The 25639-nt window shown below is 64.2% G+C and carries 22 protein-coding genes; 7 read left to right on the top strand and 15 right to left on the bottom strand.

All coding sequences use genetic code 11. The annotated features are described in order from the left end of the window. The first annotated feature begins 63 nt into the window (after positions 1 to 63). The 6 genes from KZJ38_RS03960 to yacG all read left to right on the top strand — a co-directional run bounded on the left by KZJ38_RS03960 (position 64) and on the right by yacG (position 5857). A complete protein-coding gene (locus KZJ38_RS03960; protein ID WP_219798869.1) occupies positions 64 to 1431 on the top strand; it encodes a GspE/PulE family protein in 1368 nt (455 codons plus the stop codon). Positions 1432 to 1448: 17 nt separating this feature from the next. Beyond that, on the top strand, positions 1449 to 2678 hold the full coding sequence (locus KZJ38_RS03955; protein ID WP_219800106.1) for a type II secretion system F family protein: 1230 nt from the start codon (positions 1449 to 1451) through the stop codon (positions 2676 to 2678). Positions 2679 to 2884: 206 nt separating this feature from the next. After that, entirely contained in the window at positions 2885 to 3727 is an 843-nt protein-coding gene (locus KZJ38_RS03950; protein WP_246641723.1) for a prepilin peptidase, read from the top strand. A 3-nt stretch (positions 3728 to 3730) separates the two neighbouring features. Further along, the gene (gene coaE, locus KZJ38_RS03945; RefSeq protein WP_219798868.1) at positions 3731 to 4345 is read left to right on the top strand and encodes a dephospho-CoA kinase; all 615 of its coding nucleotides are present in this window, start codon (positions 3731 to 3733) and stop codon (positions 4343 to 4345) included. Between the two features lie 310 nt (positions 4346 to 4655). Then, on the top strand, positions 4656 to 5411 hold the full coding sequence (gene zapD / locus KZJ38_RS03940) for a cell division protein ZapD (protein ID WP_219798867.1): 756 nt from the start codon (positions 4656 to 4658) through the stop codon (positions 5409 to 5411). A 251-nt stretch (positions 5412 to 5662) separates the two neighbouring features. Beyond that, positions 5663 to 5857: a DNA gyrase inhibitor YacG gene (yacG, locus tag KZJ38_RS03935; RefSeq protein ID WP_219798866.1), complete on the top strand. Its 195-nt coding sequence runs from the start codon at positions 5663 to 5665 to the stop codon at positions 5855 to 5857. 172 nt (positions 5858 to 6029) lie between these two features. On the opposite strand, the gene KZJ38_RS03930 is transcribed toward yacG, so the two are convergent. The 4 genes from KZJ38_RS03930 to secA form a co-directional block, all read right to left on the bottom strand. Continuing rightward, positions 6030 to 6476: an NUDIX domain-containing protein gene (locus KZJ38_RS03930; RefSeq protein ID WP_219800104.1), complete on the bottom strand. Its 447-nt coding sequence runs from the start codon at positions 6474 to 6476 to the stop codon at positions 6030 to 6032. Then, on the bottom strand, positions 6473 to 7342 hold the full coding sequence (locus KZJ38_RS03925; RefSeq protein WP_219798865.1) for an ATP-binding protein: 870 nt from the start codon (positions 7340 to 7342) through the stop codon (positions 6473 to 6475). Before KZJ38_RS03925 ends, KZJ38_RS03930 begins: the two co-directional genes overlap by 4 nt. Positions 7343 to 7407: 65 nt before the next feature. Further along, positions 7408 to 8667, bottom strand: coding sequence for a bifunctional glutamate N-acetyltransferase/amino-acid acetyltransferase ArgJ (gene argJ / locus KZJ38_RS03920; protein ID WP_219798864.1), 1260 nt, complete (start codon positions 8665 to 8667; stop codon positions 7408 to 7410). A gap of 212 nt (positions 8668 to 8879) precedes the next feature. After that, positions 8880 to 11723: a preprotein translocase subunit SecA gene (secA, locus tag KZJ38_RS03915; RefSeq protein ID WP_219798863.1), complete on the bottom strand. Its 2844-nt coding sequence runs from the start codon at positions 11721 to 11723 to the stop codon at positions 8880 to 8882. Positions 11724 to 12119: 396 nt separating this feature from the next. On the opposite strand from secA, the gene KZJ38_RS03910 reads away from it, so the two are divergent. Next, positions 12120 to 12638 carry a DciA family protein gene (locus KZJ38_RS03910; RefSeq protein WP_219798862.1) on the top strand — a complete coding sequence of 173 codons (519 nt, stop codon included), beginning with the start codon at positions 12120 to 12122 and terminating at the stop codon, positions 12636 to 12638. A 99-nt stretch (positions 12639 to 12737) separates the two neighbouring features. Here the strand turns inward: KZJ38_RS03910 and lpxC are convergent, their stop codons facing one another. From lpxC to mraY, 11 genes are all read right to left on the bottom strand, one after another. Further along, positions 12738 to 13655, bottom strand: coding sequence for a UDP-3-O-acyl-N-acetylglucosamine deacetylase (gene lpxC / locus KZJ38_RS03905; protein ID WP_219800103.1), 918 nt, complete (start codon positions 13653 to 13655; stop codon positions 12738 to 12740). A gap of 360 nt (positions 13656 to 14015) precedes the next feature. After that, positions 14016 to 14516: a peroxiredoxin gene (locus KZJ38_RS03900; protein WP_219798861.1), complete on the bottom strand. Its 501-nt coding sequence runs from the start codon at positions 14514 to 14516 to the stop codon at positions 14016 to 14018. A 307-nt stretch (positions 14517 to 14823) separates the two neighbouring features. Further along, the gene (ftsZ, locus tag KZJ38_RS03895; RefSeq protein ID WP_219798860.1) at positions 14824 to 16023 is read right to left on the bottom strand and encodes a cell division protein FtsZ; all 1200 of its coding nucleotides are present in this window, start codon (positions 16021 to 16023) and stop codon (positions 14824 to 14826) included. 104 nt (positions 16024 to 16127) lie between these two features. Next, positions 16128 to 17360 (bottom strand): cell division protein FtsA, encoded by a 1233-nt coding sequence (gene ftsA / locus KZJ38_RS03890; RefSeq protein ID WP_075158229.1) that lies wholly within the window; start codon positions 17358 to 17360, stop codon positions 16128 to 16130. 27 nt (positions 17361 to 17387) lie between these two features. Next, positions 17388 to 18140: a cell division protein FtsQ/DivIB gene (locus KZJ38_RS03885; protein ID WP_219798859.1), complete on the bottom strand. Its 753-nt coding sequence runs from the start codon at positions 18138 to 18140 to the stop codon at positions 17388 to 17390. A gap of 9 nt (positions 18141 to 18149) precedes the next feature. Further along, complete coding sequence (locus tag KZJ38_RS03880; protein ID WP_219798858.1) at positions 18150 to 19094, bottom strand: D-alanine--D-alanine ligase; 945 nt, start codon at positions 19092 to 19094, stop codon at positions 18150 to 18152. Next, positions 19091 to 20488, bottom strand: coding sequence for a UDP-N-acetylmuramate--L-alanine ligase (murC, locus tag KZJ38_RS03875; protein WP_219798857.1), 1398 nt, complete (start codon positions 20486 to 20488; stop codon positions 19091 to 19093). Before murC ends, KZJ38_RS03880 begins: the two co-directional genes overlap by 4 nt. Further along, entirely contained in the window at positions 20485 to 21636 is a 1152-nt protein-coding gene (gene murG / locus KZJ38_RS03870) for an undecaprenyldiphospho-muramoylpentapeptide beta-N-acetylglucosaminyltransferase (RefSeq protein WP_219798856.1), read from the bottom strand. Before murG ends, murC begins: the two co-directional genes overlap by 4 nt. Then, the gene (gene ftsW, locus KZJ38_RS03865; RefSeq protein ID WP_219798855.1) at positions 21633 to 22925 is read right to left on the bottom strand and encodes a putative lipid II flippase FtsW; all 1293 of its coding nucleotides are present in this window, start codon (positions 22923 to 22925) and stop codon (positions 21633 to 21635) included. Before ftsW ends, murG begins: the two co-directional genes overlap by 4 nt. Continuing rightward, a complete protein-coding gene (gene murD, locus KZJ38_RS03860) occupies positions 22922 to 24439 on the bottom strand; it encodes a UDP-N-acetylmuramoyl-L-alanine--D-glutamate ligase (RefSeq protein WP_219798854.1) in 1518 nt (505 codons plus the stop codon). Before murD ends, ftsW begins: the two co-directional genes overlap by 4 nt. A 22-nt stretch (positions 24440 to 24461) precedes the next feature. Continuing rightward, entirely contained in the window at positions 24462 to 25631 is a 1170-nt protein-coding gene (mraY, locus tag KZJ38_RS03855) for a phospho-N-acetylmuramoyl-pentapeptide-transferase (protein WP_219798853.1), read from the bottom strand. Between the last annotated feature and the right edge of the window lie 8 nt (positions 25632 to 25639).

Here is a 25639-nt window from a genome sequence, read left to right as displayed (position 1 = left end):
TGCAGCCGCGATACCGGATGATGACGCCGTCCAGTTGCACAGGCGGCTCACGGCCGGTATTCGATGACCCCACTTCCTTCATTTGCGCCACGCGCATCAGACCTCGCTGGCGCGCCGCACGCAACGACGCCCGGCGCGGTCTTTCGACTCGCCGCGCACGACGCGGATCAATCGCAGCGCGCGCCGCTGCATGCCGCATCGTTGGCTGGCGCCACGCAACCAGGCGCGCTGAGTTCGCTAAACGAAGCCGACGCCGCGCCTGCGGTTCGCCTGCTCACGGAAACGCTGCAGGAAGCGGCGCGCCGCAATGCGTCGGATCTGCATATCGAACCTTCAGAGCACGGCTGGCGAATCCGTTTGCGCATCGATGGCGTGCTGCACGAAGCCGCACAACCACCGGCCCATCTACGTGACGCTTTCATCACGCGCATCAAGGTGCTCGCGCGTATGGATATCGCCGAGCGCCGCGTGCCGCAGGACGGGCGGCTGCGGCTCGCGAGCGGCGCGGGGCGCGTCGAAGACTATCGCGTGAATTCGCTGCCCACGCTGTACGGCGAAAAGCTCGTGCTGCGCAGGCTCGAGTCTCTGCCTGCCGATCTTTCGCTCGGTGCGCTCGGGCTCACGGCCGGACAGTGCGCGAGCGTCGAACAGGCGATCCGCGCGCCGCATGGCCTCATGCTCGTAACCGGGCCAACCGGCAGCGGCAAGACGCTTTCGCTGTACTGCTTCCTGCAAATGCTCAACGCCGTCTCGCGCAATCTGTGTTCGGTCGAAGACCCGGCGGAAATCCAGCTCGCGGGCATCAACCAGGTCAGCGTGCGCGAAAAGGCTGGCCTCACCTTCGCCGCCGCATTGCGCGCGTTTCTGCGCCAGGATCCGGACGTGATCATGGTCGGCGAAATCCGCGACGAAGAAACCGCGGACGTCGCAGTGAAGGCCGCGCAAACCGGCCACCTGGTGCTGTCCACGCTGCACACGAACGACGCTCCCGCCGCCATCGCGCGGCTGATCGACATCGGCGTCGAGCCGTACAACCTCGCGGGCGCGCTGCGCATGGTCACCGCGCAGCGCCTCGTGCGCAAACTGTGCCCGTCGTGCAAGACGCCGGACGCGCAATCCGCCGCCGCGTTGCATGCTGCATTGCGTGCCGCGGGCTCCTCCGAAGACAGTCTTGAAAGCAGGCTCCCGTATGTCGCGGCAGGCTGCAATGCATGTCACGGCATCGGCTATCGTGGACGCATCGGCGTCCATCAGGTCATGCCCGTATCCGATGCGATGCGTGAGCTGATCGTCACGCGCGCAAGCACGCAGACGCTCGCGCAGCAGGCCCGAGCCGAATCAGTCGGCACGCTGCGCGACGCCGCGCTCGCGCGCGTCATCGACGGCACGACAAGCCTCGCCGAAGCGCTGTGCGCCACCGAGATCGCATGAGGGCCGGCGAGATGCTGATGGATTCGATATCGCAAGAACTACGGCAGGAATTGCGCTTCAGATGGCGCGGCATCGAGGCCGACGGGACGCACCGAAGCGGCTCGGTCATCGCGCCCGATCTCGCCGCGGCACGCGCGAAAGTGAGGCGCGACGGCCTGTTTATCGTCGAGCTTGCCGCGCAAGGCCCAGCGCCCCGCGCGCTGGCGCGCCCTGCCGATGTCACACGCTTTACGCGGCAACTCGCGAGCCTGTTGCGCGCCGGCTTGCCGCTTGCGCCCTCGCTCGAATTGCTGGCCGATGCGCCGGCATCGTCCGGCAAATCGCATGGCATGTCGCGCATCGTCGGCGCGCTCGCGCGCGACATTGTCGCAGGCGTCAGCTTTTCGCAGGCGCTGCGCTCACGCGCGGACCAGTTCGGTCCGTTGTACGCGCAACTGGTTGCCGTCGGCGAAGCATCGGGTTCGCTCGCTCAAGTACTCGCACGCATCGCGGACGACCGTGAGCGTTCCGCCGCGCAGCGCGCGAAAGTACGCGCGGCACTCACGTATCCGGCTGCAATCCTAGTGCTCGCGGTCGCGATTACGGCAGCACTGCTGATATGGGTCGTGCCGACCTTCAGGCAGATCTTCGACGGCTTCGGCGCCGCGCTGCCCGCGCCGACGCAAGCGGTGCTCGCACTCTCCGCGGGCGCCGCGAAATGGAGCCTGCCGATCGGCGTGTTCGGTATCGCCGTGGGCATGGGCTTCGCGAAATTGCTGCGCACGTCGAAGGCCGCGCGCCGCGAATGCGCGCGCTTGTCGTTGCGCGCGCCCGTCATCGGGCCGCTGCTGACCACACTCTGCGCGGCACGCTGGAGCCGTGCGCTCGGCACCCTGCTCTCGGCCGGCACGCCGCTCGCCGATGCGTTTTCCTCACTCGATCACGCCACGGGCAACGCGTATTTCGATCACGCGACCGCCGGCATCGCCGCGCGGCTACGCGACGGCGAGCGGCTTGCAGCCGCGATGCGGGCCACGCAATGCTTTCCGCCCGAAGTGGTGCAACCGGTCGCGGTCGCGGAGGAATCGGGCGCGCTCGATACGATGCTGCTCGATGTCGCCTCGCTGTGCGATCGTCAGGTAGACGAAAAGACCGGCACGCTTGCGAGCCTGTGCGAACCGCTTGTCATCGCGGTGCTTGGACTGCTCATCGGCGGGCTGGTGATTGCGATGTATCTTCCCATCATTCAATTGGGCAACGTGGTGTAGCATCCAGCCGAATCGAGACCTTAACCATGCCGGCCGCGTTCAGAACCGTGTCAGACCACCTCTACAACATGTCGTATCCGTCGCCTTCGGGGTTGTCTTCAGCGGCGGCCTTCGGGTCACCCACGGGGCCGGCTATCGGGTCGCCTTTCGCGTCGGTCATTGCCTGGCTCGATAACCTGTCGGCTACCGTCGGCGCGGCGTTTTCCATGCTGCCGCTCGCAGCGCAGATCGTCTTCGCAGTCGCATGCGGGCTTGTGGTCGGCAGTTTTCTGAACGTCGTCGTGCACCGGCTGCCGATCATGCTCGAACGCGCGTGGCGTGCCGAGGTCGCCGACGCCACCGGTCAGCATTTCGACGACGACGGCCTGCCGCCGCGCTACAACCTGTGGCTGCCGCGCAGCGCATGCCCGCATTGCGGCCACGTGCTGCACGCGTGGGAGAACGTGCCCGTCTTCAGCTATCTGCTGCTGCGCGGCCGCTGCTCGCAATGCAAGGCGCGCGTGAGCCTGCGTTATCCGTTGCTCGAAATTGCAAGCGCGCTCTGCGCGGTCGCGTCGCTCGTGCTGTTCGGTCCGACCGGCACCGCGCTCGCCGCGTTCGGTCTCTGCGCCACGCTGCTCGCGATGAGCGCGATCGATATCGACACGCACCTGCTGCCCGATTCGCTGACGCTGCCTTTGCTGTGGGCAGGCCTTATCCTCAACTTCGGCGGCCTCTTCGCGAGCCTGTCCGACGCCGTGCTCGGCGCGATCGCCGGCTATCTCGCCCTATGGTGCGTACACTGGGTGTTCAAACTCGTGCGCGGCATCGAAGGCATGGGCTACGGCGACTTCAAGCTGCTTGCCGCGCTCGGCGCATGGCTGGGCTGGGCGGCGCTGCCGCAGATCATCCTGATTGCCGCGGTCGCCGGCGCGCTCGTCGGTCTCGTGGCAACGTGGCGCGGCCGGATGCGCTTCGAAGAGCCGCTGCCGTTCGGCCCGTTTCTCGCGGCCGGCGGCGCGCTCACGCTGTTTCTCGGCACGCCGCTTTATTTCGCACTCGGAGGCTGACGCATGTTTGCTGTTGGGTTGACGGGCGGCATCGGCAGCGGCAAGTCCTTCGTCGCCGACCGCTTCGCGGCGCGCGGCGTGCCGATCGTCGACACGGATGCGATCGCGCATCGCATCACGGCGCCGCACGGCCTGGCGATGCCCGCCATCGCGAGCGAATTCGGCGCATCGTTCGTCGCGCCCGACGGCTCGCTCGATCGCGCGCGGATGCGAGCGCTTGTCTTCAGCGACGAAACCGCGCGGCGCCGCCTCGAAGCGATCACTCACCCGTTGATCCGTGCGGAGACCGAACGTGAGCGGCGCGAAGCGAACGGTCCGTACGTGGTGATCGTGGTGCCGCTGCTGGTGGAATCGGGCAGCTGGAAAACGCGTGTGAATCGTGTGCTCGTGGTCGACTGCAGCGTCGAAACGCAGATCGAGCGCGTCATGCGCCGCAACGCGTTCACGCGCGAGCAGGTGCTCGCGATCATCGCCCGGCAGGCGACGCGTGAAGCGCGGCTCGACGCGGCCGACGATGTGATCGTCAACAGTGACCTGTCGCCGTTCGAAACCATCGACGCACGCGTCGACGAACTGCACCGCCAGTACCTGTCCCAGTCATCCGCCGACGATCAATAAACACCGTATGGAAGGGCGTATCTGATACGGCGCTCAAGGCGTCCCCGCTGCGAAGAAGGCCCTCGAGCAGACCCTCAAGTAGGCAGTCGAGCAGCCCCTCAACCAGGCCCACACGCCCGCGCGATGAATTAAAAGTCGGTGGAAACTCAGGCAGCGCGCCGCGATTTTGCAGTAACCGGTGCGAAACATGAGCGAAACATAAGCGAAAAAATTGCGAACTGGACGGATCCAGTGTTTCATTGCTAGGGTAGAGTCACGGCATTAGAATGTCCTGCAATTCAGTCACCGACCACGCGCGAGGCGATCCCGCTTGATTCTTTACGAGTATCCCTTCAACGAGCGAATCAGGACGCTGTTGCGCCTCGAAGACCTGTTCGAGCGCTTTACGTTCTTTTTGACTCAGGAAGATCCGAGGGAACATCACGTCGCGCTCACCACGCTGTTCGAGATTGCGGAAGTCGCCGGCCGCGCGGATCTGAAGTCGGACCTGATGAAGGAGCTCGAGCGGCAGCGTCAAACGCTCGCGCCGTTCCGCGGCAATCCGGGCATCGAGCAGAATGCGCTCGAAGCCGTGCTCGGAGAAATCGAGCAAACGCTTGCCGGCCTGGCGCAAATGCAGGGCAAAACGGGCCAGCATCTGGCCGACAACGAATGGCTTTCCAGCATCCGCAGCCGCGCGATCATTCCGGGCGGCACCTGCAAGTTCGATCTTCCGTCGTACTACGCATGGCAGCAGACGCATCCGGACCAGCGCCGCCAGGATATCGCGAAGTGGGTCATGCCGCTCCTGCCGCTGCGCGATGCGGCTGCCATCGTGCTGCGTCTTGCACGCGAGTCGGGCCAGGCGTCGAAGGTGATGGCGATGCAGGGCAGCTACCAGCAGATGCTGTCGGGCCGCACGTATCAGTTGATGCAGGTGCGCGTGGCACCGGAATTGCGCGTGATCCCGGAAGCGAGCGCCAACAAATACATGCTGTGGGTCCGCTTCACGGTGCAGGACGGCGACCTTCGTCCGCGCTCGGTCGACGTCGACGTGCCATTTCAGCTCACGCTGTGTAGTCTATAGGCGTTGATCAGCGATCGTCGGTTGGCATCGGCAGCGCAGGACGGTAGACCGGGCACGCGCCATGCGAACCGCGGCACGCTTTAACCGGCCGCGTTAATCTGCGGCTTCGCTCTGCCACGTTAACCTGCCCCTTTACGTCCCTTTTACTTCGCTTTAACACCACCGCTTCAACCTGCTTTAACCTGCAGCCTGCGCCCCCAGATTCGACGCTCGTCACATTTCGATCGAACCATCGTCACAGACCAGACAGAATGACCACCGTCGTCAAATGCCCGACTTGCGGCAAGGATGTCCGTTGGACCCCGGAAAGCCGCTTCCGCCCGTTCTGTTCCGAACGGTGCAAACAGATGGACCTCGGCGCCTGGGCCGCCGAGAAATACCGGATCGGCAGCAACGATGAAGAGCCGCCGTCAGACGAAACGCCCGGCGATAGCGCACATCATTGAAGTTGGCAGCGAAGTCCGCGGTACGCTGCGCGCCGTCTCAATACCACGATAGCGAATCGCGCGCCGAACACCGGCTCGCTACCGCAACGAGTCTGGCGCCGCAGCCCACCACTCGCGGGCCGCAGCCCGCGTGGCCTTCGACGATAGCCCGCACTCACTCAGTTACGCACAGTCACTCAGCGGCGAGCCACTCGAGCACCGGTATGGTCGCGGGCAACAGCGGTGTGACGTCGGCGGGCAGCGTCTGCCAGACAAAAGCCTGGCCCTCACGCCCGTGCGGCTCGCCGGTCCACTCCGTCACCTTGCAGAAATAGAGCCGCACATATGCGTGCGGATAGTCGTGTTCGAGCGTATGCCAACGGTGGCACGCCTTCACGTCGATGCCGAGTTCCTCGTGCAGTTCGCGCGCAAGCGCCGCTTCGACGGTCTCACCGGGTTCGAGCTTGCCGCCCGGAAACTCCCAGTAACCTTCATACGGCTTGCCCGCCGGCCGCTGGGCAAGCAGGTAGCGCCCGTCCGGCTGCACGAGCACGCCGACCGCCACCTCGGTCACCGGCCGCGCCGCAGCCGGTGCACCTTGCGGCGCATTGTCTGCGGCATTGTCCGCGCGAGCCGTCATGCCGGTGCCCGGCGGCCCGACCAGTCGCGTGCGAACTGCCACGCGACGCGTCCCGAACGCGAGCCGCGCTCGAGCGCCCACACGAGCGCGTCGCCGCGCGCGGCTTCGACGCCCGCGTCGTCGCAGCCGAAATGGCGCAGCCAGTGCGCGACGATCGTCAGGTAATCGTCCTGCTTGAACGGATAGAAGCTGACCCACAGGCCGAAGCGCTCGGACAGCGAGATCTTTTCCTCGACCACTTCGCCCGGATGAATCTCACCGTCGGCCGTGTGCTTGTACGTCTCGTTGTCGCTCATGTACTCGGGCAACAGATGACGGCGGTTCGACGTCGCATAAATCAGCACGTTGTCCGATTGCGCGGCCACCGACCCGTCGAGCGCGACCTTCAGCGCCTTGTAACCCGACTCGCCTTCCTCGAACGACAGATCGTCGCAGAACACCACAAATCGCTCAGGCCGCGCCGAGATCAGATCGACGATATCGCCGAGATCGTGCAGATCGTCCTTGTCGACTTCGATCAGACGCAAGCCATCCTTCGCATACGCATTGAGGCACGCCTTGATCAGCGACGACTTGCCGGTGCCGCGCGCGCCCGTCAGCAGCACATTGTTGGCCGGCTGCTTGTGGACGAACTGCCGCGTGTTCTGCTCGATCAGTTCCTTCTGGCGGTCGATGTTCTGCAGGTCGGCAAGCGAAATCAGGGAAATGGACGGCACCGGTTGCAGAAAGCCGCGCCCCTGGCGCTTACGCCAGCGAAAGGCGACCGCGGCCGACCAGTCGACGTCGGGCGCCGCGGGCGGCAGCATTGCTTCGAGACGGCCCAGCACCGCTTCGGCGCGGGTCAACAGTAGTTCGAGTTTGTCCATGGCTAAATTGAGAGGCGCTCGGGATTAAAGCAGCGCCGGCTTGCTTCAAGCGGCGCCGCGCCCGATCAGGAACGGTAATCGGCGTTGATGCTCACGTAATCGTGCGACAGGTCGCAAGTCCAGATGGTGGCTTGCGCGTCGCCACGGCCCAGCAGCACGCGAATCAGGATCTCGCTTTTCTTCATCACGCGCTGGCCGTCTTCCTCACGATACGCCGGATTGCGCCCGCCTGCCTTGGCGACGAGCACATCGTCGAGATACAGATCGATCTTGCCGACGTCGAGGTCGTCGACGCCCGCATAGCCGATCGCCGCCAGAATGCGGCCCAAGTTCGGATCGGACGCGTAGAACGCGGTCTTCACGAGCGGCGAATGGCCGATGGCGTAAGCAATCTGCCGGCATTCCGCAACGCTCGTGCCGCCTTCCACCTGCACGGTCATGAACTTCGTCGCGCCCTCACCGTCGCGCACGATCAGTTGTGCGAGCGTCTGCGCGACGTTGGTCACCGCGTCGCGCAGCGCCGCGTAGGCGGGCGAATCGGTCGACGTGATCGCCGGCAGGCTCGACTTGCCCGACGCGATCAGGATGAACGAATCGTTGGTCGACGTATCGCCGTCGATCGTGATGCAGTTGAACGAGCGGTCCGCGACATGTTTGACGAGCGCGTCGAGCACGGGCTGCGCAACCGCCGCATCGAACGCGAGGAAGCCGAGCATCGTCGCCATGTTCGGCTTGATCATGCCGGCGCCCTTGCTGATGCCGGTCAGCGTGACCGTGTGACCGTCGATCTTGACCTGGCGCGACGCGGCTTTCGGCAGCGTGTCGGTGGTCATGATCGACTGTGCGGCGTCGTACCAGTGCGCCGCCGCGCGGTTCGCGAGCGCTGCCGGCAAGCCGGCCTTCAGGCGGTCGATGGGCAGCGGTTCGAGAATCACGCCGGTCGAAAACGGCAGTACCTGCTCGGGCGCAACGCCCGCGAGGCGCGCAAGCTCATTGCAAGTTTCGCGCGCGTGCGCGAGACCCGGCTCGCCGGTGCCCGCGTTCGCATTGCCGGTGTTGATGACGAGCGCGCGGATGCCCTTGCCACCGTCGCCGCTCTTACTGCTGTGACGTACACGCTCGAGATGTTCGCGGCACACGGTAACGGGCGCCGCACAGAAACGGTTCGACGTGAACACGCCCGCGACCGTCGCACCTTCGTCGACGGAAATCACGAGTACGTCCTTGCGATTCGGTTTGCGGATATTCGCTTCGGCCCAGCCAAGCGTGACGCCGGGGACCGGATGAAGTTGAGCGGGTTCGATCGAAGGGAAATTGACAGCCATGGTGGCGACCTGTCGAAAGCTGAAAATGCCGGCGCGCGCTCGCATCACTAGCAGGCGGTGCCGGCACGGGAGATCGTAACTGGCGGTTCGGCAAGGCGCCGGGCCGCCGCGAAATCGCTTGCACTGTACCGTATAAAACGCGCGGACAGCCGCGCGTAAAACAGCTATGCCCAAGCGAAACGGCGCGCATCGAGCGCGCCGTCTTCAAACACTTACGCGATCTGGCCGTGGCAGTGCTTGTACTTCTTGCCGCTGCCGCACGGGCAAGGATCGTTGCGGCCGACCTTCGGGATGCCGTCGCTCGCGCGCGATGCACCTGCTGCAGCGGCCGCCGAAGCTGCGCCGCCACGCGGCGCATGGCTCATCGCGTCGCCGATCATCGTCGCGGCGGCATCGGCTGCCACAGGCGCGGCGGCCACGGCCGTGGCCGCGTTCGAATCAGAGTAGTCGGCATGCCGGAACTCGACATTCTCGAGATGGCTGCCCTGCTCTTCATACTGCTCGGCCGCCTGCTCGAGCTGCTCCGGCGACTGGATCTGCACGTTCATCACGATACGCGTGACTTCGAGCTTCACCGCATCGAGCATCGCGGCGAACAGTTCGAACGCCTCGCGCTTGTATTCCTGCTTCGGGTTCTTCTGCGCATAGCCGCGCAGGTGAATGCCCTGACGCAGGTGATCGAGCGCGGCAAGGTGCTCGCGCCAGCTGCGGTCGAGCGTCTGCAGCATGATCGAGCGCTCGAATGCGCTGAACGACTCTCGGCCAACCATCGTGACCTTCGCGTCGTACGCTTCGTCCGCCGCGGCCGTGACGGCTTCGAGAATCTCTTCCGCGTCGATCGACTGCGATTCGTTGATCATTTCCTGAATCGCGAGATCAAGCTGCCAGTCGTTGCGCAGCGCTTCCTCGAGCTCGGGCACGTCCCACTGCTCTTCGATACTGCCCGCCGGCACAAACTGGTGCACGATGTCGCCGATCACGCCATGGCGCATCGCGCCGATCGTCTCGGCGATGTCGTGCGCTTCGAGCAGTTCGTTACGCTGCTGGTAGATCACCTTGCGCTGATCGTTCGCGACGTCGTCGTATTCGAGCAGCTGCTTGCGGATATCGAAGTTGCGCGCCTCGACCTTGCGTTGCGCGGATTCGATCGAGCGCGTGACGATGCCCGCTTCGATCGCCTCGCCTTCGGGCATCTTGAGCCGGTCCATGATTGCGCGCACGCGGTCGCCTGCAAAGATGCGCAACAGCGGATCTTCGAGCGACAGAAAGAAGCGCGACGAACCCGGATCGCCCTGGCGGCCCGCACGGCCGCGCAGCTGGTTGTCGATCCGGCGCGACTCGTGGCGCTCGGTGCCGATGATGTGCAAGCCGCCCGCGGCCTTCACCTGATCGTGCAGCGCTTGCCACTCGCCATGCAGTTGCGCGACGCGGCGCTGCTTTTCGTCGGCGGGAATCGATTCGTCCGCCTCGACAAAAGCGGCCTGCTTTTCCGCATTGCCGCCGAGCACGATGTCGGTACCGCGGCCGGCCATGTTGGTTGCGATCGTGATGCGCTGCGGCCGTCCCGCCTCGGCGACGATCGCCGCTTCGCGCTCGTGCTGCTTCGCGTTGAGCACTTCGTGCGGCAAGCCGGCTTTCGTCAGCAGATGCGAGAGCACCTCCGAGTTTTCGATCGACGTCGTGCCGACCAGCACCGGCTGCCCGCGCTCATAGCACTCGCGGATATCGCGGGTCACCGCGTCATAGCGTTCGCGCGCGGTCTTGTAGATCTGATCCTGGCGGTCGAGCCGCTTCGGCGGCCGGTTGGTCGGAATCACGACCGTCTCGAGCCCGTAGATCTCGTTGAATTCGTATGCTTCGGTGTCGGCCGTACCGGTCATGCCGGACAGCTTGCCGTACATACGGAAGTAGTTCTGGAACGTGATCGAGGCGAGCGTCTGGTTTTCGCTCTGGATCTTCACATGCTCTTTCGCCTCGACTGCCTGATGCAGGCCGTCGGACCAGCGACGGCCGGCCATCAGACGCCCGGTGAATTCGTCGACGATCACGACTTCGCCGTTCTGCACGACATAGTGCTGGTCGCGGTGGAACAGCGTATGCGCGCGCAGCGCCGCATACACGTGGTGCATCAGCGTGATGTTCTGCGGCGCGTAGAGGCTCTCGCCGTCGCCGATCAGGCCCCACTCGGCGAGCAGCCGCTCGGCCTTCTCGTGGCCCGATTCCGTGAGGAACACCTGACGCGCTTTTTCATCGAGCGTGTAATCGCCCGGCTTTTCGACGCCGGTGCCGTCGGCCTTCTCTTCGCCGATCTGCCGCTCGAGCATCGGCGGCAGCGCGTTCATACGCACATAAAGCTCGGTGTGGTCTTCGGCCTGGCCCGAGATGATGAGCGGCGTACGCGCTTCGTCGATCAGGATCGAGTCCACTTCATCGACGATTGCAAAGTTGAGCGCCCGCTGCACGCGCGCCTCGGTCTCGTAGACCATGTTGTCGCGCAGGTAGTCGAAGCCGAACTCGTTGTTCGTGCCGTACGTGATGTCAGCGGCGTAGGCTTCCTGCTTGAAGCTGTGGTCCATCTGCGACAGGTTCACGCCGACCGACAGCCCGAGGAAGTTGTAGAGCCGCCCCATCCACTCGGCATCGCGCTGCGCGAGGTAGTCGTTGACGGTCACGACGTGCACGCCGCGGCCCGAGAGCGCATTCAGATACGCCGCGAGCGTGGCGACGAGCGTCTTGCCCTCGCCGGTGCGCATTTCCGCGATCTTGCCGTAGTGCAGCACCATGCCGCCGATCAGCTGGACGTCGAAGTGGCGCATCTTCAGCACGCGCTTGCTCGCTTCGCGGCAGACCGCGAATGCTTCCGGGAGCAGCTTGTCGAGCGACTCGCCGCCCGCAACCCGCTGACGGAACTCGCCGGTTTTGGCGCGCAACTGATCGTCCGTCAGTTTCTCGATCTGCGGCTCGAGCGCATTGACCGACGCGACGGTCTTTTGATATTGCTTGACGAGGCGCTGGTTGCGACTGCCAAAAATCTTTTGTAGAAAACCGGTGCTCATCGGGTCGGTGTCTCTGCGTCGCGGCTTCGGCGGGGAGAGCGAGAAAGCGCGGCAGGGTGGTGCCCTCGCTTACCCGTTGTCGGAAGTGCCTCGGCGGCTTGTCAAGGAGTGAATTCGAATCGGGGATTTTAGCACGCGCCCCAAGGCGCGCCTGTGTCGAACGTAAGATCGCTGACGGCTGTTTCCAATGGCCGTTGTGGCGCCTGCCAGGGCGCCGGTCACGACGCATGCATGGAGCCCGCTCGATCCTTATCTGAGCCCCGCTTGTTCCCCGCTTGATGCTTGTCTGCTCTCCGTCCAATCCCGCATGGTGGAAAGCAAACGACGCACGGTACAATGGCCCGTCTATGCAGAATCGCCCGTGCGCGCGGTTCTTCAGCGCCAACACTGTCAAACATGAGCCGCTCTTCGTCGAATTCAAGGCCGCCGTTTTCGAGGCCGCCCACGCGGTCGCCGTCGGCACCGTTCTCACCGTCATTCGACGCGCGCCGGCCGCAGCGGCTCGCCGATGTGCTGGCTCGCACCGATGCCTTTTCGGCGCTACGCGCGGGTGTCGAGCAGATCGCCGCGCTGGAGCGCGATCTCGCTGAACTCTTACCCGACTATCTCGCAACGAGCGTCGAGCCCGGTTTTATCAAGGATGGCGTACTGGCGATCTTCGCTGCACACAACGCGCTCGCCGCGCGCTTACGGCATCTGGAGCCGCGGCTCGTGACCGATTTGCAGCAACGCGGCTGGGCCGTCGAATCGCTAAGAATCCGCGTGCGGCCGAAGGCCGTCGAAGCGCCGCCGCCGATCAAGCAGGCACGCATGACGCGCGTGGGCGCGGATGCGCTGCATGAGCTGAGCGAGTCCCTTGAGCCCTCGCCGCTGCAGGCGGCGCTCGCCCGTATGGCGGCGCGGCATCGCAAGTAAAGCGCCGCGCGTTGGATGTGCACTCCAAAACAAAAGCGACCCGCTTGGGTCGCTTTTGTTTTACTGCTTTGGATCTAACGCGCGGCGGCGTATTTCCGGTTACGCAAACGCCGTCTGCGTGTCGTACGCAAAGCCGCGCGGCGCCTTCTGCGGATCGTCGAACGTGACGATTTCGTACGCATCTTCATGAGCGAGCAGTTCGCGCAGCAGCGCATTGTTCAGACCATGGCCCGACTTGTACGCGTCGTACGACGCGAGCAGCGGATGGCCGACCACATACAGATCGCCGATCGCGTCGAGCATCTTGTGCTTGACGAACTCGTCGTCGTAACGCAGCCCGTCGTTATTCAGGATGCGGTACTCGTCGAGCACGATCGCGTTATCCATGCTGCCGCCGCGTGCGAGGCCCAGCTCGCGCATCGTTTCCACTTCATGCGCGAAGCCGAACGTACGCGCACGCGCGATCTCGCGTACATACGACGTGTTCGCGAAATCGACCTCGAGCGCCTGGCCCGTCTTATCGACGGCCGGATGGCGGAAATCGATCGTGAACTTGAGCTTGAAGCCGAAAAACGGGTCGAGGCGCGCGAACTTGTCGCCGTCGCGAATCTCGACCGGCTTCTTCACCTTGATGAATTTCTTCGCGGCGTTCTGTTCCTCGATGCCGGCCGACTGGATCAGAAACACGAACGAGGCGGCGCTGCCGTCCATGATCGGAATCTCTTCAGCGGTGACGTCGACATAGAGGTTGTCGATGCCGAGGCCCGCGCAGGCGGACATCAGATGCTCGACCGTCGACACGCGCGCGCCGTCCTTCTGCAACACCGATGCGAGCCGCGTATCGCCGATCGCCATTGCCGATGCAGGAATGTCCACCGGCGTGGGCAAATCCACGCGCGAAAACACGATGCCGGTATCGGGAGCCGCAGGACGAAGCGTCAGATCGACCTTGCGTCCCGAATGCAAGCCGATGCCGACCGTCTTGACGATCGATTTGATAGTGCGCTGCTTCAACATGATGGTCTTCTGTTCCATTCAGCATCCCGACTGGCCTTGCGCCCGAACATTGCCAAACAGGCACAAGGTTGAGGGCCAGCGATTTCAACCTGACTGAAATCGCGATTGAATTCGCCAATCGAGACTTTTTAACCCATAGAGCGGATTATACTCCATCCACCCTCGAGGCATCGCCGTCTGGTCGTATCAATCTGTTTCGCGACATTACGCCAGGCGCGAAGGCTGCGATGCCTATTTATACGAAGGGGAGGCCGATGCCCGGAATGGAGGCGTTTCCGGTCACCGGCCCAGAGGTTGAACACGTTACGGCCTGTCACAACGACGTCACATCGCCGTTGCCGCGACGCAACAACCCGACTACTACAACGTAGCGAGAACGCTCTGCGCATCGCTCACTTCGAACTTGCCGGGTGCCTCGACGTTGAGCGTCTTGACCACGCCATCGTCGACCACCATCGCGTAGCGCTGCGAGCGGATGCCCATGCCACGCGCCGACATGTCCTGATCCAGACCGAGCGCTCTGGTGAAAGCCGCACTACCGTCCGCCATCATGCGCACCTTGCCCGCGGTGCGCTGATCGCGTCCCCACGCGCCCATCACGAACGCGTCGTTGACGGACACGCACCAGATTTCGTCGATGCCCGCGGCACGCAACTTCTCGGCCGCTTCGACGTAACCCGGCACATGCTTGGCCGAACAGGTCGGCGTGAACGCGCCTGGCAATCCGAAGATCACCACGCGCTTGCCCGCCGTTTCGTGACTCACGCTGAAGCTGTTCGCTCCGATCGTGCAGCCCTCGCGCGCCTCGTCGATCATCTCGAAAACGGTCGCGTCGGGCAGTTTTTCACCAGTCTTGATCATGCTCGTTCCTTCACTCGATGATGCGGGAGCTTGCTCGCACGTAAACATCTGGAAAGCGGCCTTTCATCCGACCTCATTTGATCAATGAGTTGATCAATGAGTTGATCAAATGAGCATGGCAAAACCGGTCCAGCCGCCTCGAAAATTCGAAGAGGGCAACCGTCCTTGCCGCGCGTCTCGCGAGACGCGGTCTATGAGCCGTTCCACCTGTCACGCTCGTGCATTCGAAGGGCGCAAACACGCAAATTCAGCATATGCAGCAAATGCCATGCAGAGTGCGCCGCGACGAAAGCCCGCTCCTCGCGTGTCAGTCAGCCTGCTTGCGCAGGAAAGCCGGGATGTCGTACGTGTCGACGCCCTTTTCCTGCAGCGCCTGCACGTGCGAAGCCGCGGTATCGCGCGACGTGCGCCACACGGCCGGCGTATCGAGCGAACCGTAGTCCGCCGTCTGTGCCGGCTGCGTCGCGAAGCCATGCTGCATTGCGTGCGCCTGAACAGGAGCGTTGTCGGTACCGGTGCGCAGCAGCGTCATCGGCGTCGACTGTTGCTTCTTCGCGGCCCGGCCCAAGCCCGTCGCCACGACGGTCACGCGCAGCGCGTCGCCCATCGCGTCATCGTACACGGCGCCGAAAATCACCGTTGCGTCGTCAGCAGCATAGCTCTTGATCGTGTTCATCACTTCGCGCGTTTCCGACAGACGCAGCGAACGGCTCGACGTGATGTTGACGAGCACGCCGCGCGCACCCGACAGATCGACGCCTTCGAGCAGCGGGCTTGCAACAGCCTGTTCCGCCGCCAGACGCGCGCGATCGACGCCGGCCACCGTCGCCGTGCCCATCATCGCCTTGCCCTGCTCGCCCATCACCGTCTTCACGTCTTCGAAGTCGACGTTCACCAGACCGTCGACGTTGATGATTTCCGCGATGCCGGCAACCGCGTTGTTCAGCACATCGTCAGCGCACTGGAAGCACTTGTCCATCTCGGCGTCATCGCCCATCACCTCGAACAGCTTGTCGTTGAGAACGACGATCAGCGAGTCGACGTGATCCTCCAGTTGCTGCGAACCTGCTTCGGCGACGCGCATGCGCTTGCCGCCTTCGAATTCGAACGGCTTGCTGACCACGCCGACCGTCAGAATCCCCATTTCCTTTGCAATCTGCGCGACGACCGGTGCCGCGCCCGTGCCGGTGCCGCCACCCATGCCTGCGGTGATGAACACCATGTGCGCGCCGCGCATCGAGTCGGCGATCCGCTCGCGTGCTTCTTCAGCGGCCGCGCGGCCCATTTCCGGCTTGGCGCCCGCGCCGAGACCGGTCTTGCCGAGCTGCAGCACCGTGCTCGCGCGCGAACGCGACAACACCTGCGCGTCCGTGTTCATCACGATGAAGTCGACGCCCTGCACACCGCGGTTAATCATGTGCTGTACTGCATTGCCGCCCGCCCCACCGACGCCTATCACCTTGATGATAGTGCCGTTGGTTTCCGTTTCCAGCATCTGGAATTCCATATTGCCTCCGTCAAGAAAAAAGTCTCAATCGGCCGTTATCCGGCAGGAGATCGGGCAACCCCCTGTCGCGCGCCGGCCGCCGGCACCAGCGCGAATTCGATTCGTTAAAAGTTGCCGAGGAACCAGTCCTTCATGCGCGTGAACACCTGTCCCATCGAGCCGGACTGCACAGCCACCTTGCGGCCGCGCATGCGTTGCGAGCGCCCTTCGACAAGCAGGCCCATCGCGGTCGAGTAGCGCGGGTTGCGCACCACGTCCGCGAGGCCGCCCGCGTACTCGGGCACGCCAATCCGCACCGGCTTCAGGAAAATGTCTTCACCGAGCTCGACCATGCCGGGCATCATCGACGCGCCGCCGGTCAGCACCACGCCGGAGCTCAGCAGTTCCTCGTAACCCGACTCGCGCACGACCTGCTGCACGAGCGAAAACAGTTCTTCGACACGCGGCTCGATCACGGCCGCGAGCGCCTGGCGCGACAGCGTGCGCGGACCGCGCTCGCCGAGTCCCGGCACTTCGATCATTTCGTCCGGATCGGCCAGCGCCTGCTTCGCGATGCCATAGCCGACCTTGATGTCTTCCGCATCCGGCGTCGGCGTGCGCAGCGCCATTGCGATGTCGCTCGTCACCTGATCGCCGGCGATCGGAATCACCGCGGTATGGCGGATCGCGCCTTCACTGAAGATCGCGATATCGGTCGTGCCGCCGCCGATATCGACGAGCACCACGCCCAGTTCTTTCTCGTCGTCCGTCAGCACCGCAAGCGACGACGCGAGCGGCTGCAGGATCAGATCGTTCACTTCGAGCCCGCAGCGGCGCACGCACTTGACGATGTTCTGCGCCGCGCTGACCGCGCCGGTCACGATATGCACCTTCACTTCGAGGCGGATGCCGCTCATGCCGATCGGCTCGCGCACATCCTCCTGGCCGTCGATGATGAATTCCTGCGTGAGGATATGCAGCACCTGCTGGTCGGTCGGAATGTTGATCGCCTTCGCCGTTTCGATCACACGCGCCACATCGGTTTGCGTGACTTCCTTCTCCTTGATCGCGACCATCCCGCTCGAATTGAAGCTGCGGATATGGCTGCCCGCGATGCCGGTGAACACATTCGTGATCTTGCAGTCGGCCATCAGCTCCGCTTCCTCGAGCGCGCGCTGGATCGACTGCACGGTGGCTTCGATATTCACCACCACGCCTTTCTTGAGCCCCTTCGACTCGCTCTGGCCAAGGCCGATCACTTCGTAGTGACCTTCGCCTTTCAGCTCGGCGACGATCGCCACGACTTTCGCCGTCCCGATGTCGAGGGCCACTAGCAGATCTTTATAGTCTTTACTCATAGCGTGCTCATTGCGAGTGATGTCCTGTTACTTCTTGCCCTTGTCGGGTTCCGTAATGAAGCGCATGCCAGCCGCACGAATCGCAAAACCGTTCGGATAACGCAAGTCCGCATACTCGATATCCTTCCCCCAGCGCTGCGTCACCGCCGACCAGGCCCCGGTCAGACGCCGGCAACGGTCGTACAGCGTGTCCTGATTGCGTTCGCGGCCCAGTTCGACCTGCATGCCGTTCGACAGCTTGACGGTCCACGCATAGCGCGGCGACAGCGTCACTTCGTCCGGCGTCGCCCCGATCGACGCAAACCACTTCTCGAAGTCGTGATAACGCGCGACGACTTCCCTCGCTGACCCGTCCGGCCCATCGAACGCGGGCAATTCCTGTTCGAGCTCGCCCTGGTTCGCGGTGAAGAGATCGCCATCCACACTGACGAGCTGATCGCTGCCCCACGTGCCGAGCGGCTTGTACTCCTCGAGCGTCACCGCGAGCGCGTTTGGCCACACGCGCCGCACGCTCGCATGACGCACCCACGGCATCTGCTCGAACGACTGTCGCGCCGCGTCCAGATCGACGGTGAAGAAGTTGCCCTTCAGCCGGCCGACGACCGTTGCGCGCACCGTCGGCGAATTGATGTGCTCGGTATCGCCGTCGATGCGGATCTCGCGCAGCGCGAAATTCGGGCGCTGGATCAGCCAGTACGCGCCCGCCGCCAGCAGCACGAGCACCAGCAACGCGTTCAGCGCGTTGGCGGCGAGGTTCAGCTGGCGAACGTTGTTCCACATGTTTGCCCGTTAGTCTTTCAGCGTCAGCGACAGGATCTTCACGACCAGCTCCGAATAGCTGATGCCGACCGCGCGCGCCGCTTTCGGCGGCAGCGAGTGATCGGTCATGCCCGGCGCCGTGTTCACTTCCAGGAAATACGGGTTGCCTTCCGCGTCCATCATGAAATCGGCACGGCCCCAGTCGGTACAGCCGAGCACGTCGAACGCGCGGCGCGACAGCGCCTTCAGATGCGTTTCGACGGCCGGCGCGAGACCGCACGGAATCAGATACTGCGTGTCGTTCGCGATGTACTTCGCGCGGTAGTCGTAGAACTCGCCGGCCGGCACGATGCGGATGACCGGCAGATCGAGATCGCCGCATACGCACGCCGTGTACTCGCCGCCGCCTTCGATGCTCTTCTCGACCACGATGATCGTGTCGTACTTCGCCGCTTCCTCGAGCGCCGCGACCAGCGCATCAGCCGCTTTCACCTTGATCACGGCGACGCTCGAGCCTTCGCTCGCCGGCTTCACGAAGAGCGGCAAGCCGAGCTTCGCGACGATGTCTTTCGCGCGCGCGGCATAGTCGTCGCCGCGCAGCACCGCTTCGAACGGCGGCGTCGGCACGCCGAGCTGCTGCCAGACGAGCTTCGTGCGGAACTTGTCGAGCCCGAGCGCCGAGCCGAGCACGCCGCTGCCCGTATAACGGATGCCGTAAAAATCGAGCGCGCCCTGAATCTGGCCGTTCTCGCCATAGCCGCCGTGCAGCGCATTGAATGCGCGCACGAAGCCTTCCTCTTTCAGTGCCGCGAGGGGCCGCTCGGACGGGTCGAACGGATACGCGTCGATACCGGCTTCGCGCAGGCCCTGCAACACGAGGCGGCCGGAATTCAGCGACACTTCGCGCTCGGCGGACTCACCGCCGAGCAGCACTGCCACCTTGCCGAAGTCCTTCGGATTAAAACTGCTGCTCATTTCACACCTTCATTTGCTGCGGCCAACCGGCCCGGCACCGCGCCGATCGATCCCGCACCCATCGTGATCACCACATCGCCCGCACGCACCACCGCGGCGAGCGCTTCCGGCACTTCATCGACCGTTTCGACGAACACCGGTTCGATCTTTCCTGCAACCCGGATCGCGCGCGTGAGCGAACGTCCGTCCGCTGCGACGATCGGCGCTTCGCCGGCCGCATAGACTTCGGTCAGCACCAGCGCATCGACGGTCGACAACACCTTCACGAAGTCTTCAAAGCAATCGCGCGTGCGCGTAAAGCGATGCGGCTGGAATGCGAGCACGAGCCGCTTGTCGGGAAACGCACCGCGCGCGGCCGCGATCGTCGCGGCCATTTCGACCGGGTGATGCCCGTAGTCGTCCACCAGGGTGTACGCGCCGCCGTTGGCCGCGGGCACCTCGCCATACCGTTGAAAACGCCGGCCGACGCCATTGAATTCCGCGAGCGCTCGCTGGATATCGGCATCTTTCACTTCGAGTTCAGTCGCAATCGCGATTGCCGCGAGCGCGTTCTGCACGTTGTGCGTGCCGGGCAGGTTCAGCACGATGTCGATGGGCGCCGCGTCTTCGCGCATCGCCGTGAAATGCATCTGGCCTTCGCGCGCGACCACATTCACTGCGCGCACCTGCGCATCGGCCGCGAAACCGTAGCGGATGATCGGCTTCGATACGAACGGCAGAATCTCCTTCACGTTCGGATCGTCGACGCACAGCACCGCAATGCCGTAAAACGGCAGCCGGTGCGTGAATTCGATAAACGCCTGCTTGAGCCGCGCGAAGTCGTGGCCGTAGGTGTCCATGTGATCGGCGTCGATGTTCGTGATGACTTCGATCACCGGGAACAGATTCAGGAACGACGCATCCGATTCGTCCGCTTCGGCGACGATGAAATCGCCGGTGCCGAGACGCGCATTCGCGCCGGCGCTGATCAGCCGCCCGCCGATCACGAAGGTCGGATCGAGCCCGCCGGCCGCGAGCACGCTCGCGACGAGCGACGTGGTCGTGGTCTTGCCGTGCGTGCCGGCAATGGCGATGCCCTGCTTCAGGCGCATCAGTTCCGCGAGCATCACCGCGCGCGGCACGATCGGAATACGGCGATGGCGCGCCGCGAGCACTTCGGGGTTGTCGCTGCGCACGGCCGTCGACACGACGACCGCATTCGCGCCTTCGATGTTTTCCGCGTCGTGACCGATCGCGATACGCGCGCCGAGCGCGGCAAGGCGCTCGGTGACCGCATTGCGCGCGAGGTCCGAGCCACTCACCTGGTAGCCGAGATTGACGAGCACTTCGGCGATGCCGCTCATCCCGGCGCCGCCGATCCCGACGAAGTGAATATGTTTGACGATATGTTTCATTGCTGACTTCCTTCCGGGACCGCGCTATGCGCGAATCCCGCTACGGTTGCGCAAATCTGCGCCACCTGTTCGGTCGCATCGGGCTTCGCGAGCGACCGTGAATGCTTCGCCATTTCGACGAGTGTTTCGCGCGTCTGACCGCGCAGCCAGTCAGCCAGCTGCTGTGCCGACAGATCGCGCTGCTGCACGACGACAGCCGCGCCGTTCTTCGCGAGAAACGCCGCGTTCGTCGTCTGGTGATCGTCGACGGCAAACGGGAACGGCACGAAGAACGCCGCGACCCCGACAGCCGCGATTTCGGCGACCGTCATCGCGCCCGAACGGCAGATCACGAGATCCGCGTTCGCGTACGCGCTGGTCATGTCGTCGATAAACGGCAGCAGCTGCACGTCGTCTCCGGTTGCGCTTCCGTTAGAGATACCTGCGTGAATACCAGCTGCCGCGTAGTTCGCGCGCGCTGCTTCGATATGCTTTGCGCCCGCCTGATGCACGATGCGCGGCCTTTCGTTCGGCGCCAGCAGCGCAAGCGCTTTCGGCACGACGTCGTTGAGGCCCGCGGCGCCCAGACTGCCGCCGACCACGAGCACATTCAAAGGACCGCTTCGTAATGCATACCGTGCTTCGGGTGCCGGGACGCGCGCAAGTTCCTCACGAATCGGATTACCGGTCCATTCCGCATTCGGCAGCGCGTTCGGAAACGCGACGAGCACGCGTTTCGCGAGCTTCGCGAGCACCTTGTTCGCGAGCCCCGCGATCGAATTCTGTTCGTGCAACACAAGCGAGCGACCCGACAGCCACGTCATCACGCCCGCGGGAAACGTGATGTAGCCGCCCATGCCGAGCACCACATCAGGCTTTACGCGACGCAGCACCGAAAGACTTTCCGAGCACGCACGCAACAGGTTCACCGGCAACATCAGCTTGGTTTTGATGCCTTTGCCGCGCACACCGCCGAAGCGCACGAACTCGATCGGCACGCCGTGCTTCGGCACGAGCGTCGCTTCCATGCCGGTCGGGTTGCCGAGCCACACGACACGCCATCCCCACGCCTGCATCTGGTGTGCGACGGCGAGCCCCGGGAACACATGTCCCCCGGTGCCGCCGGCCATCACCATCAGCGTGCGCGGATCGGTCGCGAGTCGCGTCATACCTTCCCTCCGCGCATCAGCACCCGGTTTTCATAATCGACACGCAGCAGCACGGCAATTGCGAGGCAGTTGAGCAGAATGCCGGAGCCGCCGTAGCTGACGAGCGGCAACGTGAGACCCTTGGTCGGCAACAGACCGAGGTTCACGCCCATATTGATAAACGTCTGCGCGCCGAACCAGATACCGATGCCTTTCGCGACGAGCCCCGCGAACGTGCGGTCGAGCGCGAGCGCCTGGCGGCCGATCTCGAACGCGCGGCGCACGATCCAGTAGAACAGCAGGATCACGACCATCACGCCGACAAAGCCGAGTTCCTCGCCGATCACGGCGAGGATGAAGTCGGTGTGCGCTTCCGGCAGATAGTTGAGCTTTTCGACGCTGCCGCCGAGGCCCACGCCGAACCACTCGCCGCGGCCGAACGCGATCAGCGAGTGCGTCAACTGATAGGCCTTGCCCTGCGCGTAACGGTCGTCCCACGGATCGAGATACGCGAAGATCCGCTCGCGGCGCCACGGCGATGCCCACACGAGCAGCGTGAAGGTGCCGACCGCGGTGGCCACCAGCCCGCCGAAAATCTTGCCGTTCACGCCGCCGAGGAACAGCAGGCCCATCGCGATCGCGGCGATCACCATGAACGCGCCCATGTCCGGCTCGAGCAGCAACAGCATGCCGACCACGCCGACCGCGAAGCCCATCGGCAAGAAGCCCTTCGCGAAGCTGTGCATGTATTCCTGCTTGCGCACCGTGTAGTTCGCCGCGTAAATCGTCACGGCGAGCTTCATGACTTCCGACGGCTGCATATTCGTGATGCCGAGCGGAATCCAGCGGCGCGCGCCGTTCACGCCCTTGCCGACGTGCGGAATCAGCACGATCACGAGCGCCACGAGCGCGATCAGGAAGAGCTTCGGCGCGTACTTGTCCCACGTCGAAATCGGAATGCGGAACGCGACGATGCCGATCACACCGCCGAGAAACACGTACAGAATCTGCCGCACGAGAAACGCGTAATCGCGGTACGACGCGTATTTCGGCGAATCGGGCATCGCGATCGACGCCGAATACACCATCACGACGCCAAGACCGAGCAGCGCGACGACCACCCACAGCAGCGAATGGTCGTAGTCGAGCATGCGTGAGCGCAGCGGCCGCACGCCGTTGACCGCGCTAGCGAGGCCGCCCGTGATGCCACGGCCCGAAGCCGCGCCGCTCGTTGCGCCCCCGACCTTTCCGGCGGTGACCGAGCCGCGTTGGCCCGAGAGGCGTGATCCGAAGCGTTCCGACCAGCTCATATCATCGTCCCCCGTTCGGCGGCAATTTCTTCGACCGTGCTGTGGAACACCTCGGCACGGTGCGCATAACCCTTGAACATGTCGAAGCTCGCGCACGCGGGCGACAGCAGCACCGCGTCGCCCGGTTGCGCGAGCGCGGCCGCCGCGCGCGTCGCTTCTTCGAGCGTCGCGTGGTCGGCCAGTGCGATGCCGGTGTCGGCGAGCGCTTCGCGAATACGCGGCGCGTCGCGACCGATCAGCATCACGGCACGACACCAGCGCGTGACCGGCGCCGCCAGCGGATCGAATTCCTGGCCCTTGCCGTCGCCGCCTGCGATTAGCACGACGCGCTGCGCGAGACCGTCGAGCGCGGCCACCGTGGCGCCGACATTCGTGCCCTTGCTGTCGTCGACGTAATCGACGCCGTCCACCGACGCGATCAGCTCCACGCGATGCGGCTCGCCGCGGTATTCGCGCAGGCCATGCAGGAGCGGCGCGCCCGGCAGGCCGATCGCGCGCGCCAGCGCGAAGGCGGCCAGCGCGTTTGCCGCGTTATGCAAGCCGCGGATGCGCAGCGCGTCGGCCGGCATCAGGCGCTTCAGCGTGATGTTCGGCGGCGTCGTGCTTTCGGCCTTGCGGCGGCGCGACGTCTTCAGTTCTTCGGCGGCGTCGCGGTCTTCGCCTTCGACGAGCCACACCATGCCGTTCTCGCGCAGTAGCCCGTAGTCGCCATCGTTCGCCGGCTCGTTCAGGCCGAACGTGACGATGGGCGCGGCGCTGTCTGCCGCGGCTGGCGCGAGCGCCATCACGCGCGCGTCGTCGCGGTTCAGCACGCGCACCGTGTTCGCGCCGAAAATGCGGCCTTTCGCGGCGGCATACGCATCGAGCCCGCCGTGCCAGTCGAGATGGTCCTGCGTGATGTTCAGCACCACGGCCGCGTCCGGCGCGAACGTATGCGCGGTTTCGAGCTGGAAGCTCGACAGTTCGAGCACCCAGATCTCGGGCAGCGCGGTGTTGTCGATCGCTTCGCTCAGCTTGTCGAGCGCGGCAGGGCTGATATTGCCGGCCACCGCGACTTTCTTGCCGGCGCGCGCGCAGAGCAAACCGGTGAGGCTCGTCGTCGTGGTCTTGCCGTTCGTGCCGGTGATCGCGATCACCTTCGGCGCGTAGCCGCTTTCGCCGAGCGTCTTCAACGCCTGCGCGAAGAACTCGAGTTCGCCCCACACGGGAATGTCGCGTTCGCGCGCGGCGCTAATCAGCGGCAGCAGATCGGCGGCAAGCGGCGACAGCCCGGGGCTGATCGCGACGAGCTCGACGCCTTCGAGCAGCACCGTCGAAAACGCGCCGCCGACGAAATCGGCGTCGACCTGGTGCGCCTCGAGCGCGGACAGATTCGGCGGCACTTCGCGCGTGTCGGCTATGCGCAGGCGGCAACCATGCCGCGCGCACCAGCGCGCCATCGCGAGGCCCGATTCACCGAGCCCCAGCACGAGCACCATCGGCTTTTGCCGATCCCGAAACTTCTCGCCGAACATCGCTTGCTTTCCTTTGTGGTGCTTAGCGCAACTTGAGCGTGGACAAACCGAACAGGCACAACATCAACGTGATGATCCAGAAACGCACGACCACCTGTGTTTCTTTCCACCCCGATAACTCGAAGTGGTGATGCAGCGGCGCCATCTTGAAGATGCGCCTGCCTTCGCCGTAACGGCGCTTCGTATATTTGAACCACGTGACTTGCAGCATCACGGAAAGCGTTTCGGCGACGAAGATGCCGCCCATGATGAAAAGCACGATCTCCTGGCGCACGATCACCGCGACGGTGCCGAGCGCGCCACCGAGCGCCAGCGCGCCGACGTCGCCCATAAACACCTGCGCGGGGTGCGTGTTGAACCAGAGAAACGCAAGGCCCGCTCCGCCGATCGCGGAACAGAAAATCAGCAATTCGCCAGCGCCCGGTATATGCGGGAACAGCAGATACTTCGAATAGACCGAACTGCCCATCACATACGCGAACACGCCGAGCGACGCGCCGACCAGCACGACCGGCATGATCACGAGGCCGTCGAGACCGTCGGTGAGGTTCACCGCATTGCTCGCGCCGACAATCACGAGGTAGGTGAGCGCGATAAAGCCCCAGACGCCGAGCGGATAGCTGATCGACTTCAGGAACGGCAGCATCAGGTCGGCGCGCGCGGGCAGGCCCATCGACAGACCGCTTCTCACCCACGCCATAAACAGGTCGAACACGCGCACGTTGCTCGCTTCAGACACGCTGAACGCGAGATAAACAGCCGCGAACAGGCCGATCACCGATTGCCAGAAATACTTTTCGCGCGACGACATGCCGCGCGGATCCTTGTAGACCACCTTGCGGTAATCGTCGACCCAGCCGATCAGCCCGAAGCCGAACGTCACCAGAATCACGATCCAGATGAAGCGGTTGGTCAGATCCGCCCACAGCAGCGTCGACACGGCAATGCCGATCAGAATCAGCACGCCGCCCATGGTCGGCGTGCCCGATTTGACGAGGTGCGATTGCGGGCCGTCCTTGCGCACCGCCTGGCCAACCTTCATCTGAGTCAGCTTGCGGATCACCCACGGACCACACACGAGCCCGATCAGCAGCGCGGTAATCGTCGCTGCGACCGCGCGAAAAGTCAGATAACTGATCACGCGCAAGAAGCTTGCGTCATTCTGCAGCCATTGCGCCAGCGCCAGTAGCATGCGTGGTT

It is taken from the genome of Paraburkholderia edwinii, from assembly GCF_019428685.1.
Taxonomy (GTDB): domain Bacteria; phylum Pseudomonadota; class Gammaproteobacteria; order Burkholderiales; family Burkholderiaceae; genus Paraburkholderia; species Paraburkholderia edwinii.
The sequence above is the reverse complement of the archived record's forward strand: the minus strand, read 5'-3'. Positions and strand labels throughout refer to the sequence as shown.

What these genes read in the sequence shown, in the direction of transcription:
- KZJ38_RS03885 (WP_219798859.1), bottom strand. Translation starts at nt 18,140, where the DNA reads ATGTGGAACAACGTTCGCCAGCTGAACCTCGCCGCCAACGCGCTGAAC.
- yacG (WP_219798866.1), top strand. Translation starts at nt 5,663, where the DNA reads ATGACCACCGTCGTCAAATGCCCGACTTGCGGCAAGGATGTCCGTTGG.
- ftsA (WP_075158229.1), bottom strand. Translation starts at nt 17,360, where the DNA reads ATGAGTAAAGACTATAAAGATCTGCTAGTGGCCCTCGACATCGGGACG.
- KZJ38_RS03960 (WP_219798869.1), top strand. Translation starts at nt 64, where the DNA reads ATGACCCCACTTCCTTCATTTGCGCCACGCGCATCAGACCTCGCTGGC.
- ftsZ (WP_219798860.1), bottom strand. Translation starts at nt 16,023, where the DNA reads ATGGAATTCCAGATGCTGGAAACGGAAACCAACGGCACTATCATCAAG.
- mraY (WP_219798853.1), bottom strand. Translation starts at nt 25,631, where the DNA reads ATGCTACTGGCGCTGGCGCAATGGCTGCAGAATGACGCAAGCTTCTTG.
- KZJ38_RS03910 (WP_219798862.1), top strand. Translation starts at nt 12,120, where the DNA reads ATGAGCCGCTCTTCGTCGAATTCAAGGCCGCCGTTTTCGAGGCCGCCC.
- KZJ38_RS03900 (WP_219798861.1), bottom strand. Translation starts at nt 14,516, where the DNA reads ATGATCAAGACTGGTGAAAAACTGCCCGACGCGACCGTTTTCGAGATG.
- KZJ38_RS03950 (WP_246641723.1), top strand. Translation starts at nt 2,885, where the DNA reads ATGCTGCCGCTCGCAGCGCAGATCGTCTTCGCAGTCGCATGCGGGCTT.
- argJ (WP_219798864.1), bottom strand. Translation starts at nt 8,667, where the DNA reads ATGGCTGTCAATTTCCCTTCGATCGAACCCGCTCAACTTCATCCGGTC.
- murC (WP_219798857.1), bottom strand. Translation starts at nt 20,488, where the DNA reads ATGAAACATATCGTCAAACATATTCACTTCGTCGGGATCGGCGGCGCC.
- coaE (WP_219798868.1), top strand. Translation starts at nt 3,731, where the DNA reads ATGTTTGCTGTTGGGTTGACGGGCGGCATCGGCAGCGGCAAGTCCTTC.
- lpxC (WP_219800103.1), bottom strand. Translation starts at nt 13,655, where the DNA reads ATGTTGAAGCAGCGCACTATCAAATCGATCGTCAAGACGGTCGGCATC.
- murD (WP_219798854.1), bottom strand. Translation starts at nt 24,439, where the DNA reads ATGTTCGGCGAGAAGTTTCGGGATCGGCAAAAGCCGATGGTGCTCGTG.
- KZJ38_RS03930 (WP_219800104.1), bottom strand. Translation starts at nt 6,476, where the DNA reads ATGACGGCTCGCGCGGACAATGCCGCAGACAATGCGCCGCAAGGTGCA.
- KZJ38_RS03955 (WP_219800106.1), top strand. Translation starts at nt 1,449, where the DNA reads ATGGATTCGATATCGCAAGAACTACGGCAGGAATTGCGCTTCAGATGG.
- secA (WP_219798863.1), bottom strand. Translation starts at nt 11,723, where the DNA reads ATGAGCACCGGTTTTCTACAAAAGATTTTTGGCAGTCGCAACCAGCGC.
- ftsW (WP_219798855.1), bottom strand. Translation starts at nt 22,925, where the DNA reads ATGAGCTGGTCGGAACGCTTCGGATCACGCCTCTCGGGCCAACGCGGC.
- KZJ38_RS03880 (WP_219798858.1), bottom strand. Translation starts at nt 19,094, where the DNA reads ATGAGCAGCAGTTTTAATCCGAAGGACTTCGGCAAGGTGGCAGTGCTG.
- murG (WP_219798856.1), bottom strand. Translation starts at nt 21,636, where the DNA reads ATGACGCGACTCGCGACCGATCCGCGCACGCTGATGGTGATGGCCGGC.
- KZJ38_RS03925 (WP_219798865.1), bottom strand. Translation starts at nt 7,342, where the DNA reads ATGGACAAACTCGAACTACTGTTGACCCGCGCCGAAGCGGTGCTGGGC.